General features: G+C 63.9%; 8 protein-coding genes. All 8 read left to right on the forward strand.

Annotation, left to right across the window (positions count from 1 at the left end; translation table 11 throughout):
* Positions 1–3,330: a transglutaminase family protein gene (locus tag DEM27_RS06920; protein WP_109457461.1), complete on the forward strand. Its 3,330-nt coding sequence runs from the start codon at positions 1–3 to the stop codon at positions 3,328–3,330.
* Complete coding sequence (locus DEM27_RS06925; RefSeq protein WP_109457462.1) at positions 3,331–5,748, forward strand: circularly permuted type 2 ATP-grasp protein; 2,418 nt, start codon at positions 3,331–3,333, stop codon at positions 5,746–5,748.
* An 8-nt stretch (positions 5,749–5,756) separates the two neighbouring features.
* Entirely contained in the window at positions 5,757–6,635 is an 879-nt protein-coding gene (locus tag DEM27_RS06930) for a transglutaminase family protein (protein WP_109457463.1), read from the forward strand.
* Between the two features lie 115 nt (positions 6,636–6,750).
* Positions 6,751–7,977 carry a vWA domain-containing protein gene (locus DEM27_RS06935; protein ID WP_109457464.1) on the forward strand — a complete coding sequence of 409 codons (1,227 nt, stop codon included), beginning with the start codon at positions 6,751–6,753 and terminating at the stop codon, positions 7,975–7,977.
* 281 nt (positions 7,978–8,258) lie between these two features.
* Positions 8,259–10,721 (forward strand): glycogen/starch/alpha-glucan phosphorylase, encoded by a 2,463-nt coding sequence (locus DEM27_RS06940; protein ID WP_109457465.1) that lies wholly within the window; start codon positions 8,259–8,261, stop codon positions 10,719–10,721.
* Positions 10,718–12,931, forward strand: a complete 2,214-nt coding sequence (glgB, locus tag DEM27_RS06945; protein WP_109457466.1) for a 1,4-alpha-glucan branching protein GlgB — start codon at positions 10,718–10,720, stop codon at positions 12,929–12,931. Before DEM27_RS06940 ends, glgB begins: the two co-directional genes overlap by 4 nt.
* A 22-nt stretch (positions 12,932–12,953) precedes the next feature.
* A complete protein-coding gene (glgC, locus tag DEM27_RS06950) occupies positions 12,954–14,216 on the forward strand; it encodes a glucose-1-phosphate adenylyltransferase (protein WP_109457467.1) in 1,263 nt (420 codons plus the stop codon).
* A 3-nt stretch (positions 14,217–14,219) separates the two neighbouring features.
* Positions 14,220–15,662: a glycogen synthase GlgA gene (gene glgA, locus DEM27_RS06955; protein ID WP_109457468.1), complete on the forward strand. Its 1,443-nt coding sequence runs from the start codon at positions 14,220–14,222 to the stop codon at positions 15,660–15,662.
* Positions 15,663–15,664 lie beyond the last annotated feature (2 nt).

Below are 15,664 nucleotides of genomic sequence, written 5' to 3' on the forward strand. Positions count from 1 at the left end.
ATGTCGATCAAAGCCAGCATCTACCATCTGACGCACTACAAATATGATAACCCCGTCGTCCTCGGCCCCCAGATCATCCGCTTGAAGCCCGCCGCGCATTCCAAGACCAAGGTGCTCAGCCACTCGCTGAAGGTCACGCCGGCCAAGCACTTCGTCAACCTGCAGCAGGACCCCTACGGCAACTACCTCGCCCGCTTCGTCTTTCCCGAGCCGGTGACGGAGTTCAAGATCGAGGTCGACCTCGTCGCCGACATGACGGTCTACAATCCCTTCGACTTCTTCGTCGAGGAAAGCGCCACCAGATGGCCGTTCTCCTATCCGGCGGAACTGACGGAGGATCTTTCGATCTACATGAAGCCGGAACCGACCGGCGACGCCTTTGCCGCCTTCATGAAAACGGTCAACCGCTCCGAGCAGCGCACCGTCGACATGGTCGTCGGCCTCAATGCCCGGCTGCAGCAGGAAATCGGCTACGTCATCCGCCTGGAGCCCGGCGTGCAGACGCCCGACGACACGCTGATCGGCGCCAAGGGCTCCTGTCGCGACACCAGCTGGCTTCTGGTGCAGGTGCTGCGCCATCTCGGCCTCGCCGCCCGCTTCGTCTCCGGCTACCTGATCCAGCTGACGCCCGACCTCAAGGCGCTCGACGGTCCTTCCGGCACCGACGTCGATTTCACCGACCTGCATGCCTGGGCGGAAGTCTATCTGCCCGGCGCCGGCTGGGTCGGCCTCGATCCCACCTCCGGCCTGCTGACCGGCGAAAGCCACATCCCGCTGGCGGCGACGCCGCATTACCGCAACGCCGCGCCGATCTCCGGCGGCTATTCCGGCCATGCCAAGACCGAATTCGACTTCGACATGAAGGTGCGGCGCGTCGCCGAGCACCCGCGCATCACCAAGCCTTTTTCGGAGGAATCCTGGGAAGCGCTCGATGCGCTCGGCCGCAAGGTCGACCGCACGCTGGCGGCGCAGGACGTGCGCCTCACCATGGGCGGCGAGCCGACCTTCGTTTCGATCGACGACTTCGAATCCGCCGAATGGAATACCGACGCCGTCGGTCCGACCAAACGCGACAAGGCCGACCTGCTGATCCGCCGCCTGCGCCAACGCTTCGCCCCCGGCGGCTTCCTGCATTACGGCCAGGGCAAGTGGTATCCGGGCGAATCGCTGCCGCGCTGGACGTTTTCTCTGTACTGGCGCCGGGACGGCCTGCCCGTCTGGTCGAACGACGACCTCGTCGCCAAGGAAGACACCGACTACAAGGTGACACCGGACGATGCCGGCCGGCTGCTGACGGCGATCGCCGGCGAGTTGGATATCGCGACCGAGAACGTACTGCCGGCCTTCGAGGACCCGGCGGAATGGCTGGTCAAGGAAGCCAGCCTGCCCGAGAACGTCGATCCGGCGAACTCCGAATTGGAGAATCCCGAGGACCGGCAGCGCATCGCCCGCGTCTTCGAGCGCGGCCTGACGACACCGACCGGCTACGTGCTGCCGGTGCAGGCCTGGAACGCCCGCGCCGACGGTCGCCGCTGGGCCAGCGAGAAGTGGACGACCCGGCGCGGCCGCATCTTCCTCATGCCCGGCGACAGCCCGGTCGGCTACCGTCTGCCCCTGAATTCGCTCGCCTTCATCCCGCCGTCGCACTATCCCTACATCAATCCGATGGACCCGAGCGTGCCGCGCGGCCCCCTGCCCGATTTCGGCAAGGACGAGGGCCGGCCGCTGCAGGCGGCGCACTTCCAGCCCTTCGCCGACACGCAACCGGTCAGCCCGCAGCACGGAGGTCATGCCGAAGAAAACGACGGCCATGTGCGCACGGCCATCTCGGTGGAGCCGCGTGACGGACGGCTCTGCGTCTTCATGCCGCCGACGGTGACGATCGAGGACTATCTCGATCTCATCGCCTCGACCGAGCGTGCCGCCGCCGCGCTCGGCCTGCCGGTGCACATCGAAGGTTATGCGCCGCCGCAGGACGAACGCATCAACGTCATCCGCGTCGCCCCCGATCCCGGTGTCATCGAGGTCAACATCCATCCCGCCTCTTCCTGGGAGGATTGCGTCGCGACGACGCAGGCGATCTACGAGGAAGCGCGGCAGACGCGCCTCGGCGCCGACAAGTTCATGATCGACGGCCGCCACACCGGCACCGGCGGCGGCAACCACGTGGTGGTCGGCGGCGCCAATCCCGGCGACAGCCCGTTCCTGCGCCGGCCGGACCTGCTGAAGAGCATCGTGCTGCACTGGCAGCGCCATCCTTCGCTCTCCTACCTGTTCTCCGGCATGTTCATCGGCCCGACCAGCCAGGCGCCGCGCATCGACGAGGCCCGGCACGACTCGCTCTACGAGATGGAGATCGCCATGGCGCAGGTGCCGGCGCCGGGCCATGGCCAGCCGCCGCTGCCCTGGCTCGTCGACCGCCTGTTCCGCAACCTCCTGATCGACGTCACCGGCAACACCCATCGCGCCGAGATCTGCATCGACAAGCTGTTTTCGCCGGACGGACCGACCGGCCGCCTCGGCCTCATCGAGTTCCGCGGCTTCGAGATGCCGCCGAACGCCCGTATGAGCCTCGCCCAGCAGCTCCTGGTGCGGGCGCTCATCGCCCGTTTCTGGAAGAACCCGGCCGCCGGCCGGTTCGTGCGCTGGGGCACGACGCTGCACGACCGCTTCATGCTGCCGCATTTCATCTGGCAGGATTTCCTCGACGTCCTGTCCGACCTCGGCGACAACGGCTTCGCCTTCCGGCCGGAATGGTTCGAGGCGCAGCTGGAATTCCGCTTCCCCTTCTGCGGCGAGGTGCAGTACGGCGATACATTGCTGGAACTGCGCCAGGCGCTGGAGCCGTGGCATGTGATGGGCGAGCAGGGCGCGCCGGGCGGCACGGTCCGCTACGTCGATTCCTCGGTGGAGCGCCTGCAGGTGAAGCTCACCACCGACAATCCCGAACGTTACGCCGTCGCCTGCAACGGCCGTGCCGTGCCGCTGAAGCCGACCGGGCAATCGGGTGTCGCCGTCGCCGGCGTGCGTTTCAAGGCGTGGCAGCCGGCATCCGGCCTGCATCCGGTGCTGCCGGTCGATACGCCTTTGACCTTCGACATTTATGACACATGGACGGGCCGTTCGATCGGTGGATGCCGTTACCATGTTGCCCATCCGGGCGGCCGCAACTATGACACGTTCCCGGTAAACGGCAACGAAGCGGAGGCCCGGCGGCTGGCGCGATTCGAACCGTGGGGGCACACCGGCGGACAGTATACTCTGATGCAGGAAGCCGCCTCGGCGGAGTTTCCGTTGACGCTGGATCTGCGGCGGCCGCAAGGGATCTAAATGGGCAAGAAACCCGCGACGGGACGAAAGCTGAGCGCTGAGGCCGGGTCGGCAGCCGATCCGGCCTTCGGCTATCGCGCCATGCCCGATATCGCCGACGAAATGGTCGACACGCAGGGGCAGGTGCGTCCCGTCTGGCAGGGGCTTCTTTCGGCGATCAGCCGCATGACGGAGCAGGAACTGCATGATCGTTTTGCCCGCGCCGACCGCTATCTTCGTGACGCCGGCGTCTTCTACCGTGCCTACGGTGCGCAGGGCAGCGGCGAGCGCAGCTGGCCGATCTCCCATATTCCCGTTCTGATCGACGAAAAGGAATGGCAGGCGCTCGAAGCCGGATTGATCCAGCGCGCCAACGTTCTCGAAGAGGTCGTCGCCGACATCTACGGCGAAAACCGGCTGGTGCGCGACGGCTGCCTGCCGCCGGCGCTGATCGCCGCCAACCCGGAATATCTGCGGCCGCTGGTCGGCATCAAGCCCGTGGGCGGCCATTACCTGCATTTCTGCTCCTTCGAGGTCGGCCGCGGGCCGGACGGCAACTGGTGGGTGCTCGCCGACCGGACGCAGGCGCCCTCCGGCGCCGGCTTCGCGCTGGAAAACCGCGTCGCCACCACCCGCGCCTTTTCCGACATCTATGCCGAGACCCATGTACACCGGCTCGCCTCCTTCTTCGGCGCCTTCCGCAACACGCTGCAGGGCGGCAAGCACAGCGCCGAGGACCGTATCGCCGTCCTGACGCCGGGGCCGGCGAACGAAACCTATTTCGAGCACGCCTACATCGCCCGCTATCTCGGCTTCATGCTGCTGGAAGGCGAGGACCTGACGGTCTTCAACGACCGCGTCATGGTGCGCACCGTCGCCGGGCTGAAACCGGTCAGCGTGCTGTGGCGCCGCCTCGACGCCTCCTATGCCGATCCGCTGGAGCTGAACCAGCAGTCGCATATCGGCACGCCCGGCCTGGTCGAGGCGCTCCGCGCCGGCTCGGTATCGATCGTCAACGCGCTCGGCTCCGGCATCCTCGAAACGCGGGCGCTTTTGTCCTTCATGCCGACCATCTGCCGCCACCTGCTCGGCGAGGACCTGCTGATGCCGTCGATCGCCACCTGGTGGTGCGGGCAGCAGGCGGAGCGCGAGCATGTCGCCAGCAATATTTCCAGGATGGTGATCGGCCCTGCCTATTCGCGCCTGCCGTTCTTCGACGACAACGGCCAGTCGGTGCTCGGTTCGACGCTGCGCAGCTCGGCCAAAGTCTCGATCGCCGACTGGCTGAATACCGACGGCGCCAAGCTGGTCGGCCAGGAGGCCGTGACGCTGTCGACGACGCCGGCGATCGTCAACGGCAAGCTGACGCCGCGGCCGATGAGCCTGCGCGTCTTCGCCGCCCGCACCGCCGACGGCTGGGAGATCATGCCGGGCGGTTTTGCCCGTATCGGCTCCGGCGACGACGTGGCGGCGATCGCCATGCAGTCCGGCGGCCGCGCCGCCGACGTCTGGATCGTCAGCGACAAGCCGGTGGAGCGCACCACGCTCCTGCCGGCCGAGGAAAACTTCACCCGCAACATGCCGGGCAGCCTGCCGAGCCGGGCGGCGGACAACCTCTTCTGGCTCGGCCGCTACATCGAGCGGGCGGAAGGGGCGCTGCGCATCCTGCGCGCCTGGAACGCCCGCTTCGCCGAATCCGCCGATCCGAAGCAGCCGCTGCTCGCCAATGTCAGCGATTATCTCGCCGCCCTCGACATGGACACGACGGAGGCCGTGCCGGAAAGCCTGCTGCGTAACATCGACAGCGCCGTCTACTCCGCCAGCAACATCCGCGACCGTTTCTCGCCGGACGGCTGGCTGGCGCTGAACGACCTGGCGAAGACGGCAAGACGGTTTCACGAGCGCGTCAAGCCCGGCGACGACGCCACGCATGCGATGACCGTTCTCTTGCGCAAGCTTGCCGGCTTCGCTGGTCTGGTGCACGAAAACATGTATCGCTTCACCGGCTGGCGTTTTCTATCCATCGGCCGCTACCTCGAGCGCGGGCTGCACATGACACGGCTGCTCGGCCACATGTCCGGGCCGGACGCGCCGGACGGGGCGCTCGACATGCTGCTCGAGATCGGCGACAACGTCATGACCCATCGCCGCCGCTACAACGTCAACACCGCGCGGCTGACGGTGACCGACCTCCTGGCGCTCGATCCGCTCAACCCGCGTTCCATTCTGTTTCAGCTCAACGAGATCCGCACCGAAGTGGAACAACTGCCGAATGCCTTCGTCAACGGCCAGATGTCGCCTTTCTACCGTGAAGCGATGCGGCTGCATTCCGGCGTCGCCGTCATGACGCCGGAGACGATGAACGGCGACGTCTACCGGCGGCTGGAAAACGAGATCGAGCGGCTGTCCGACATTCTCGCGCAAACCTATCTGGGCTAGGGTCCGCCATGCTTTACGACCTGTCCCTGCACATGGGTTACCTCTACGACGCCCCGGCCACGAATGCGCGGCACATCATCCGCGTGCTGCCACTGTCGCTGCCCGACCGGCAAAGGCTGGTCGCCGGTTCGTTGACGGTCAGCCCGACGCCCGGGGAACGCTCCACCTTCACCGATTTCTTCCAGCATCCGGCCTCGTCGGTGTTCGTGCGCGCCTCGCACGAGCGGCTCGATATCCGCATGAAGGCCCGCGTGCAGGTGGAGGCACAGCCCATCGCCGCCGACCTGTCGCCGCTGCTGGCCAAACTGCCCGATGAATTGGCGGACTGCTGGTCGCTCGATCCCGGCTCGCCGCACCACTTCTTCGGCACCAGCCCGCGCATCCCGCAGGAGCCCATTATCGCCGATTATGCGCGCGGCATGGCCGGCGAAGACCGCACGGTGTGCCAGATCGCGACAGCCTTGTGCGCCCGCGTCCACAAGGATTTCACCTATGATCCGGAAGCGACGACGGTGGATACGACACCGAAGCAGGCCTTCCTGCTGAAGCGCGGCGTCTGCCAGGATTTCAGCCATATCATGATCTCGGCGCTGCGCAGCCTCGGCATCCCCGCCGGTTATGTCAGCGGCTACCTGCGCACGATTCCGCCGCCCGGCAAGGAGCGGCTGGAGGGCGCGGACGCCATGCATGCCTGGGTTCGCGTCTGGTGCGGCGATGCCATGGGTTGGATCGAACTCGACCCGACGAACAACATTGCCGCCGGCACCGACCACATCGTCGTCGCCTACGGCCGCGACTATTCCGATGTCGCGCCGGTGATCGGCGTTCTCAAGAGTTACGGCAAGCAGCAGACCATCCAGGCGGTGGATGTCGTCCCCGTCGGTTGACGGTCGCTGTCACAAAACATGCGCCTTCGATAAAATTGTAGGCGTTTCATCAATCGTCCATCAAGGAGAACGCGCTAAAGCTTGTCCAGCGATAAAAAATCACTGGATATGCGTCATGAGTGGTCTCCTGGGTCGTGAAGCAAAATTAAGGCATCTGCTGCGGGACAAGGGCGGTAACTTCGCCATCACCACAGCCCTGATCATTCCTGTCCTGCTCGGCTTCGTCGGGCTGGCGATAGACACATCGAATCTGCTGCAGGAAAAAAACCGGTTGCAGGACGCGGCCGATTCCGCAGCGCTTGCGGCGGCTTCGGCCCTTGCCGAAAAGGGCATCACCGAAAATGAAGCCCGCCAGCTTGCCATCCAGTTCCTGACCGGCCAGATGGCCAACGAGGGCAGCACCCCCGACAGCGAGAAGGGCGTGCCGAAAGACAGCCCCTTCACGACGGATCCGGTCGTCGAGATCACCGAAACGCCGGTCGGCGGCGCGGGCAAGAACTTCAAGGTGGAAATCAAGGCAGCCTATACGGTCCCCTTCTCCGGCTTCAGCAACGTTGTCGGCTTCAAGTCGATGGATGTCTCGGTGAAGAGCGTTTCCGAGAGCCAGACCGAGAGCAAGAACGCCTTGTCGATGTACCTGGTGCTCGACAAGTCCGGCTCGATGGCATGGAAGACCGATACCGAGAGCAAGACCGCCACGTCCTGCCCGAACTACACGGAAAGCAACTGGAAATATTACCCCAATCTGGCGGCATCCAGCCCCTGCTACATCTCGAAGATCAACGCCCTGAAGACGGCCGTCGGCAGCCTGATGACGCAGTTGACCACAGCTGACCCGAAGGGCGACTACGTCCGCATCGGCGCTATTTCCTATGATCTCGATACGCAGGCCGCGACAAGCCTTTCCTGGGACAAGGCGGCAACGTCGACCTATGTCGATGCCCTGCAGGCGCTCGGCGGCACCGCATCCGCGAAAGGCATGCAGACCGCCTACGACAGCCTCATGAAGGTGAAGAAATCCGGTGGCTACAAGGAAGAGGAAGAGCACAAGAGCAAGAACGGCCAGGTTCCGACCAAATACATCGTCTTCATGACGGATGGCGACAACAACTACACGGGCGACGACGTCTCGACAAAGGCCACGTGTGACGCCGCCCGCACCGCCAAGATCCAGATCTACACCGTCGCCTTCATGGCGCCGTCGCGCGGCCAGCAGCTGCTGCAATATTGCGCCACCGACACAAGCCACTATTTCGCCGCCGACAACATGTCCGAGCTTGTGGCCGCCTTCAAATCCATCGGTGAAAAGGCATCGCAGCTGTCGACACGCCTGACCAACTGACGTCGCGGCCCTTTATCTAAACGCTACAAATCACCCGCTTCCGCAATAGCCGGAGGCGGGTTTTTCATGTTTCGCGGCCATCGAACAGACACGCAAATTCCGGCAAACGCAAGTCCTTTTCATTTGCGGAGCACAACCGCCGATGATTTTTCACAGCGCTTAAATCTCTGTTGCAAGTGCATGATATCGGTGCATAAACTGACCGTATGATGCCGCACGCGAGTTGATTTGTGTTGGTCGTTCGGTTGCCAAACCACTATCCAAACCTACAGAGCCACATAATGAACAATCTCCCCAAGGCAGACCTCCCCCTTCCCGCCCCGCGCAGTTCCCAACCGGAGGTTCTCGCGGAAGAAATTATCGAGCGCCTGACCTACAGGATCGGCAAGGATGCCCAGGTGGCCAAGCCGCACGACTGGCTGACGGCGACGATCCTGGTCATCCGTGACCGCATCATCGACAAGTGGATGGCCTCCACCAAGCAGGTCTACAAGACCAACGCCAAGCGGGTGTATTATCTATCGCTGGAATTCCTGATCGGCCGCCTGATGCGCGACGCCATCAACAACCTGGGCCTGATGTCGGAAATCCGCGACGCGCTGACCTCGCTCGGCGTCGAATTCGACGTCATCGCCGGGCTGGAGCCGGATGCGGCGCTCGGCAACGGCGGTCTCGGGCGTCTCGCCGCCTGCTTCATGGAATCGATGGCGACAGTCGACATTCCCGCCTATGGCTACGGCATCCGCTACATGCACGGCCTGTTCCGCCAGCAGATGGCCGACGGCTGGCAGGTGGAACTGCCGGAAACCTGGCTCGCCCACGGTAACCCTTGGGAATTCGAACGCCGCGAAAGCTCCTATGAAATCGGCTTCGGCGGCGCGGTGGAAACGGTCGGCGGTTACGACGACACCCCGCGTTACGTCTGGAAGCCCGCCGAACGCGTCATCGCCATGGCCTACGACACGCCCGTCGTCGGATGGCGCGCCAAGCGGGTGAACACGCTGCGCCTGTGGACCGCGCAGCCGATCGACCCGATCCTGCTCGACGCCTTCAACGCGGGCGACCATATCGGCGCGCTGCGCGAGAGCAACAAGGCGGAAGCCCTGGCCCGGGTGCTCTATCCGGCCGATGCGACGCCTGCCGGCCAGGAACTGCGGCTGCGCCAGGAATTCTTCTTCTGCTCGGCCTCGCTGCAGGACATCCTGCGCCGCCACCTGCAGCAGTACGAAGACTTCACCTCGCTGCCGGACAAGGTGTCGATCCAGCTCAACGACACCCATCCGGCCGTCTCGATCGCCGAGCTGATGCGCCTGCTGATCGACGTCCACAACCTGGATTTCGAGCAGGCCTGGGACATCACCTGGCGCACCTTCAGCTATACCAACCACACGCTCCTGCCGGAAGCGCTGGAAAGCTGGCCGGTGCCGCTGTTCGAGCGGCTTCTGCCGCGCCACATGCAGATCGTCTATGCGATCAACGCCAAGATTCTTGTCGACGCCCGCAAGTCGAAGATGATGAACGACGCCGAAATCCGCTCGATCTCGCTGATCGACGAAAACGGCGACCGCCGGGTGCGCATGGGCAACCTCGCCTTCACCGGTTCGCATTCGATCAACGGCGTCTCGGCGCTGCATACCGAACTGATGAAGGAGACGGTCTTCGCCGATCTCCACAAGCTCTATCCGACGCGCATCAACAACAAGACCAACGGCATCACGCCGCGGCGCTGGCTGATGCAGTGCAATCCGGGCCTGACCGGCCTGCTGCGCGAAACCATCGGCGATGCCTTCATGGACGACGCCGAGGCGCTAAAGGCCCTCGACGCCTACGCCGACAACGCCGATTTCCGGGCAAAATTTGCGGCGATCAAGCGCGCCAACAAGCAGGTGCTGTCCAATCTCGTGGCGCAACGCATGGGCATCCGGCTCGATCCGTCGGCAATGTTCGACATCCAGATCAAGCGCATCCACGAATACAAGCGGCAGTTGCTCAACATCATCGAGGCGGTGGCGCTTTACGACCAGATTCGTTCGCGGCCGGAACTGGATTGGGTGCCGCGCGTTAAACTCTTCGCCGGTAAGGCGGCGCCGAGCTATCACAACGCCAAGCTGATCATCAAGCTGGCCAACGACGTAGCCCGCGTCATCAACAACGATCCCGCGGTGCGTGGCCTGCTGAAGGTGGTCTTCATTCCCAACTACAACGTCTCCCTGGCGGAAATCATGGTGCCGGCGGCCGATCTTTCGGAGCAGATCTCCACGGCCGGTATGGAAGCGTCCGGCACCGGCAACATGAAGTTCGCCCTCAACGGCGCGCTGACCATCGGCACACTCGACGGCGCCAATGTCGAGATGCGCGACCATGTCGGCGCCGACAACATCGTCATCTTCGGCATGACCGCCGACGAGGTCGCAAGGGTCCGTTCGGAAACGCCGAACCCGCGCGCCACCATCGAGAATTCGCGTGAGTTGTCGCAGGCGCTGGCCGCCATCGCCTCCGGCGTCTTTTCGCCGGACGATCGCAATCGCTTCGCCGGGCTGGTGGACGGCATCTACACCCATGACTGGTTCATGGTCGCCGCCGACTTCGATTCCTACACCCGTGCCCAGCGCGAGGTGGATGCAATCTGGAGCGAGCCGGAACGCTGGTATTCCAAGACCATCCGCAACACCGCGCGCATGGGCTGGTTCTCGTCGGATCGTTCGATCCGGCAATATGCGAAAGAGATCTGGAGAGCCGGATGAAAAAGCCGTCGAAACGCCTCCCCGGGGAGGTTCAGTCGGTGGAGGTGTCCGCCGACGACATCGCGGCCATCATCACCGGTACCCATACCGATCCCTTTGCCATTCTCGGCGTTCACCGCGTGGCGGACGGCTACGCGGCGCGCTGTTTCATCCCGGGCGCCGAAACCGTCACGGCTGTGGCGCTCGACGGAACGGTGGTCGGTGAACTGACCAGCCTCGACCCGGCCGGCTTTTTTGCCGGCCCCATCCAGCTTTCGAAACTGCAGCCGCTTCGCTACCGCGCCCGGCGCGGCGATGCGGAGTGGATGATCACCGATCCCTACAGCTTCGGCCCGGTGCTCGGGCCGATGGACGATTATTACATCCGCGAAGGCTCGCACCTCAGACTCTTCGACAAGATGGGCGCCCATCCGCTGAAGCATGAAGGCGTCAACGGCTTCCATTTCGCCGTCTGGGCGCCGAATGCCAGACGGGTTTCCATTGTCGGCGACTTCAACAACTGGGACGGCCGCCGGCACGTGATGCGGCTGAGGGCCGACACCGGCATCTGGGAGATTTTCGCCCCGGACGTTGTTGCCGGCCAGACCTACAAGTTCGAGATCATGGCGCAGAACGGCGTGCCGTTGCCGCTGAAGGCCGATCCCTTTGCCCGTCGTGCCGAACTGCGCCCGAAAAACGCCTCGATGACCACCGCCGAACTGGTGCAGGAATGGGACGACGAGGCGCACCGCAAGCACTGGGCAACCGTCGACCACCGCCGCCAGCCGATCTCGATCTACGAGGTGCATGCCGGCTCCTGGCAACGCAAGGACGACGGCACGATGCTCTCCTGGGACGAGCTGGCAACCCGGCTCATCCCCTATTGCACCGACATGGGCTTCACCCATATCGAATTCCTGCCCATCACCGAACATCCCTACGATCCTTCCTGGGGATACCAGACGACCGGGCTTTACGCGCCGACTGCACGTTTCGGCGAACCGGAAGGGTTTGCCCGCTTCGTCAACGGCTGCCACAAGGTCGGCGTCGGTGTCATCCTCGACTGGGTGCCGGCGCATTTCCCGACCGACGAGCACGGCCTGGCCTGGTTCGACGGCACAGCACTTTACGAGCACGAAGACCCGCGCCAGGGTTTCCACCCCGACTGGAACACGGCGATCTACAATTTCGGTCGCCAGGAGGTCTTGTCCTACCTCGTCAACAATGCCCTCTACTGGACGGAGAAATTCCATCTCGACGGGCTGCGCGTCGATGCCGTCGCCTCGATGCTCTATCTCGACTATTCCCGCAAGCACGGCGAATGGGTGCCGAACGAATATGGCGGCCGGGAAAACCTCGACGCCGTGCGTTTCCTGCAATCGGTCAACAAGCATGTCTACGGCAGCCATCCGGGCACGATGATGGTGGCGGAGGAATCGACGTCCTGGCCGAAAGTGTCGCATCCGGTGCACGAGGGCGGGCTCGGTTTCGGCTTCAAGTGGAACATGGGCTTCATGCACGACACGCTGAGCTACATGTCGCGCGAGCCGGTGCACCGCAAGCATCACCACCAGGAGATCACCTTCGGGCTGCTCTACGCCTTCTCGGAAAATTTCGTGCTGCCGCTTTCCCATGATGAAGTGGTGCACGGCAAGGGATCGCTGATCGCCAAGATGTCGGGCGACGACTGGCAGAAGTTCGCCAACCTGCGCGCCTATTACGGCATGATGTGGGGATATCCCGGCAAGAAGCTGTTGTTCATGGGCCAGGAATTTGCGCAGTGGAGCGAATGGAGCGAAGCAAAGGCGCTCGATTGGAACCTGCTGCAGTATCCGATGCATGAGGGCATGCGCCGGCTGGTGCGCGACCTCAACTTCACCTATCGCTCCAAGCCGGCGCTGCATGCGCGCGACTGCGAGGGCGAAGGCTTCGAGTGGCTGAGCGCCGACGACAGCGAAAACTCCGTCTTCGTCTGGCAGCGCAAGGCGCCGGGCGAAAAGCCGATCGTCGTGGTGTGCAACTTCACGCCGGTCTATCGCGAGAATTTCACGATCCCGATGCCGGCCGGCGGGCGCTGGCGCGAGATCCTCAATACCGATGCCGAAATCTACGGCGGCAGCGGCAAGGGCAATGGCGGACGTGTTCAGGCAGTGCAGGTGGCAAACGGGGGGACGACAGCAATGATAACCTTGCCACCGCTCGCGACATTGATGCTGGAATGGGAAAACTGAAGAAAGTCGGGAGGAGTAAAGAATGATGGAAAAACGGATCCAACCGCTGGCCCGCGATGCCATGGCTTATGTTCTTGCCGGCGGCCGGGGAAGCCGCCTCAAGGAACTGACCGACCGCCGCGCAAAACCTGCCGTCTATTTCGGCGGCAAGGCACGCATCATCGATTTCGCGCTGTCGAACGCGCTGAACTCGGGTATCCGCCGCATCGGCGTCGCGACGCAATACAAGGCGCATTCGCTGATCCGCCACATGCAGCGCGGCTGGAACTTCTTCCGCCCGGAACGAAACGAAAGCTTCGACATCCTGCCCGCCAGCCAGCGCGTTTCCGAAACGCAATGGTATGAAGGCACCGCCGATGCCGTCTACCAGAACATCGACATCATCGAGCCCTACGGCCCGGAATACATGGTCATCCTCGCCGGCGACCATATCTATAAAATGGACTATGAATTGATGCTGCAGCAGCACGTCGATTCCGGCGCCGACGTCACCATCGGCTGCCTGGAAGTGCCGCGCATGGAGGCAACCGGCTTCGGCGTCATGCATGTCAACGAGAAGGACGAGATCATCGCCTTCGTCGAGAAGCCGGCCGATCCGCCGGGCATTCCCGACAAGCCGGATTTCGCTCTCGCCTCGATGGGCATCTACGTTTTCCACACCAAGTTCCTGCTGGATTGCCTGCGCCGCGACGCCGGCGACCCGAGCTCCAGCCGCGACTTCGGCAAGGACATCATTCCCTACATCGTCAACAACGGCAAGGCCATCGCCCACCGCTTCGCCCAGTCCTGCGTGCGCTCCGACTTCGAGCGCGAACCCTACTGGCGCGACGTCGGCACCATCGACGCCTACTGGCAGGCCAATATCGACCTGACCGACATCGTTCCCGAGCTCGACCTCTACGACAAGTCCTGGCCGATCTGGACCTATGCGGAGATCAACCCGCCGGCGAAATTCGTCCACGACGACGAAAACCGCCGCGGTTCGGCGATCTCCTCGCTGGTTTCGGGCGACTGCATCATCTCCGGCGCCTCGCTGAACCGCAGCCTGCTGTTCACCGGGGTGCGGGCGAATTCCTATTCGCGGCTGGAGAATGCCGTCGTGCTGCCGTCCGTGCGCATCGGCCGCCGGGCGCAGCTGAAGAACGTCGTCATCGATCATGGCGTCACCATCCCGGAAGGGCTGGTGGTCGGCGAGGATCCGGAACTCGATGTCAAGCGCTTCCGCCGCACCGACGAAGGCATCTGCCTGATCACCCAGCAGATGATCGACCGGCTGGACCTGTAACCCATGCACGTCCTGGCCGTCGCTTCCGAGATTTACCCCCTGGTCAAGACCGGGGGGCTCGCCGATGTCACCGGCGCCCTGCCGCTGGCGCTCAAGGCCCGCGGCATTTCGACGAAGACGCTGATCCCCGGTTATCCGGCGGTGATGGCGGCGGTCGGCAATACGGTGCTGCGCGCCGAATTCGACGATCTCCTCGGCGTCAGGGCCCGGGTGCTGGAAGCGGACTACAAAGGGCTGAGCCTGCTTATTCTCGACGCGCCGGAGCTGTTCGACCGGGCCGGCGGCCCCTATCTCGACACCAACGGCCTCGACTATCCCGACAACTGGCGGCGCTTCGCCGCCCTCTCCAGGGCCGGCGCCGAGATCGCCAGCGGCGCCCTGCCCGGCTGGCAGCCCGACCTGGTGCATGTCCACGACTGGCAGGCGGCGATGACGCCGGTCTACATGCGTTACGGTTTTTCGCCGGAGCTGCCGAGCGCGCTGACCGTGCACAACATCGCCTTCCAGGGCCAGTTCTCACCGGAGATCTTCGGGCAGCTGGATCTGCCGGCGCATGCCTTTTCCATCGAAGGCGTCGAATATTACGGCGACATCGGCTTCCTGAAGGGCGGCCTGCAGACCTCGCATGCGATCACCACCGTCAGCCCCTCCTATGCCGAGGAAATCCTGACGCCGGACTTCGGCATGGGGCTCGAAGGCGTCATCGCCGCCCGCGCCGATTACCTGCACGGCATCGTCAACGGCATCGATACGCAGATCTGGAATCCGGAAACCGACCCGCTGATCGCCGCCGGCTACACGGCAACCACCCTGGCCAAACGCGCCGTCAACCGCCGGGCGATCGTTTCGCATTTTAGCCTGGCCGAAGACGACGGGCCGATCTTCTGCGTCGTCAGCCGGCTCACCTGGCAGAAAGGCATGGACCTCGTCGCCGAAGCCGCCGACGAGATCGTGGCGCAAGGCGGCAAGCTCGCCATCCTCGGCAGCGGCGATCCCGATCTCGAACGATCGCTGCTCGCCGCCACCTATCGGCATCCGGGCCGGATCGGCATGACGATCGGCTATAATGAAGCCCTGTCGCACCAGATGCAGGCCGGCGCCGACGCCATCCTCATTCCGTCCCGTTTCGAGCCTTGCGGCCTGACGCAGCTATACGGCCTGCGCTACGGCTGCGTGCCGATCGTCGGCCGCACCGGTGGACTGGCCGATACCGTCATCGATGCCAACGAGGCGGCGATCAACAACCATGCGGCAACGGGCATCCAGTTCTCGCCGATCGACGTCGCCGGCCTGCGTCAGGCGCTGCGCCGCGCCTTCCGGCTGTATTACGATCAAAAGCTCTGGACCCAATTGCAAAAGCAAGGCATGAAATCGGAAGTCTCCTGGGAGAAGAGCGCCGAGCGATATGCCGCGCTTTATTCCAGTCTCGTTGCGAAAGGCATATAGCC

The organism is Rhizobium album (assembly GCF_003122325.1).
GTDB classification, from domain to species: Bacteria; Pseudomonadota; Alphaproteobacteria; order Rhizobiales; family Rhizobiaceae; genus Metarhizobium; species Metarhizobium album.

Coding starts and splice junctions, on each gene's coding strand:
- glgC (WP_109457467.1), top strand. CDS start 12,954: ATGATGGAAAAACGGATCCAACCGCTGGCCCGCGATGCCATGGCTTAT.
- DEM27_RS06925 (WP_109457462.1), top strand. CDS start 3,331: ATGGGCAAGAAACCCGCGACGGGACGAAAGCTGAGCGCTGAGGCCGGG.
- glgA (WP_109457468.1), top strand. CDS start 14,220: ATGCACGTCCTGGCCGTCGCTTCCGAGATTTACCCCCTGGTCAAGACC.
- glgB (WP_109457466.1), top strand. CDS start 10,718: ATGAAAAAGCCGTCGAAACGCCTCCCCGGGGAGGTTCAGTCGGTGGAG.
- DEM27_RS06935 (WP_109457464.1), top strand. CDS start 6,751: ATGAGTGGTCTCCTGGGTCGTGAAGCAAAATTAAGGCATCTGCTGCGG.
- DEM27_RS06940 (WP_109457465.1), top strand. CDS start 8,259: ATGAACAATCTCCCCAAGGCAGACCTCCCCCTTCCCGCCCCGCGCAGT.
- DEM27_RS06920 (WP_109457461.1), top strand. CDS start 1: ATGTCGATCAAAGCCAGCATCTACCATCTGACGCACTACAAATATGAT.
- DEM27_RS06930 (WP_109457463.1), top strand. CDS start 5,757: ATGCTTTACGACCTGTCCCTGCACATGGGTTACCTCTACGACGCCCCG.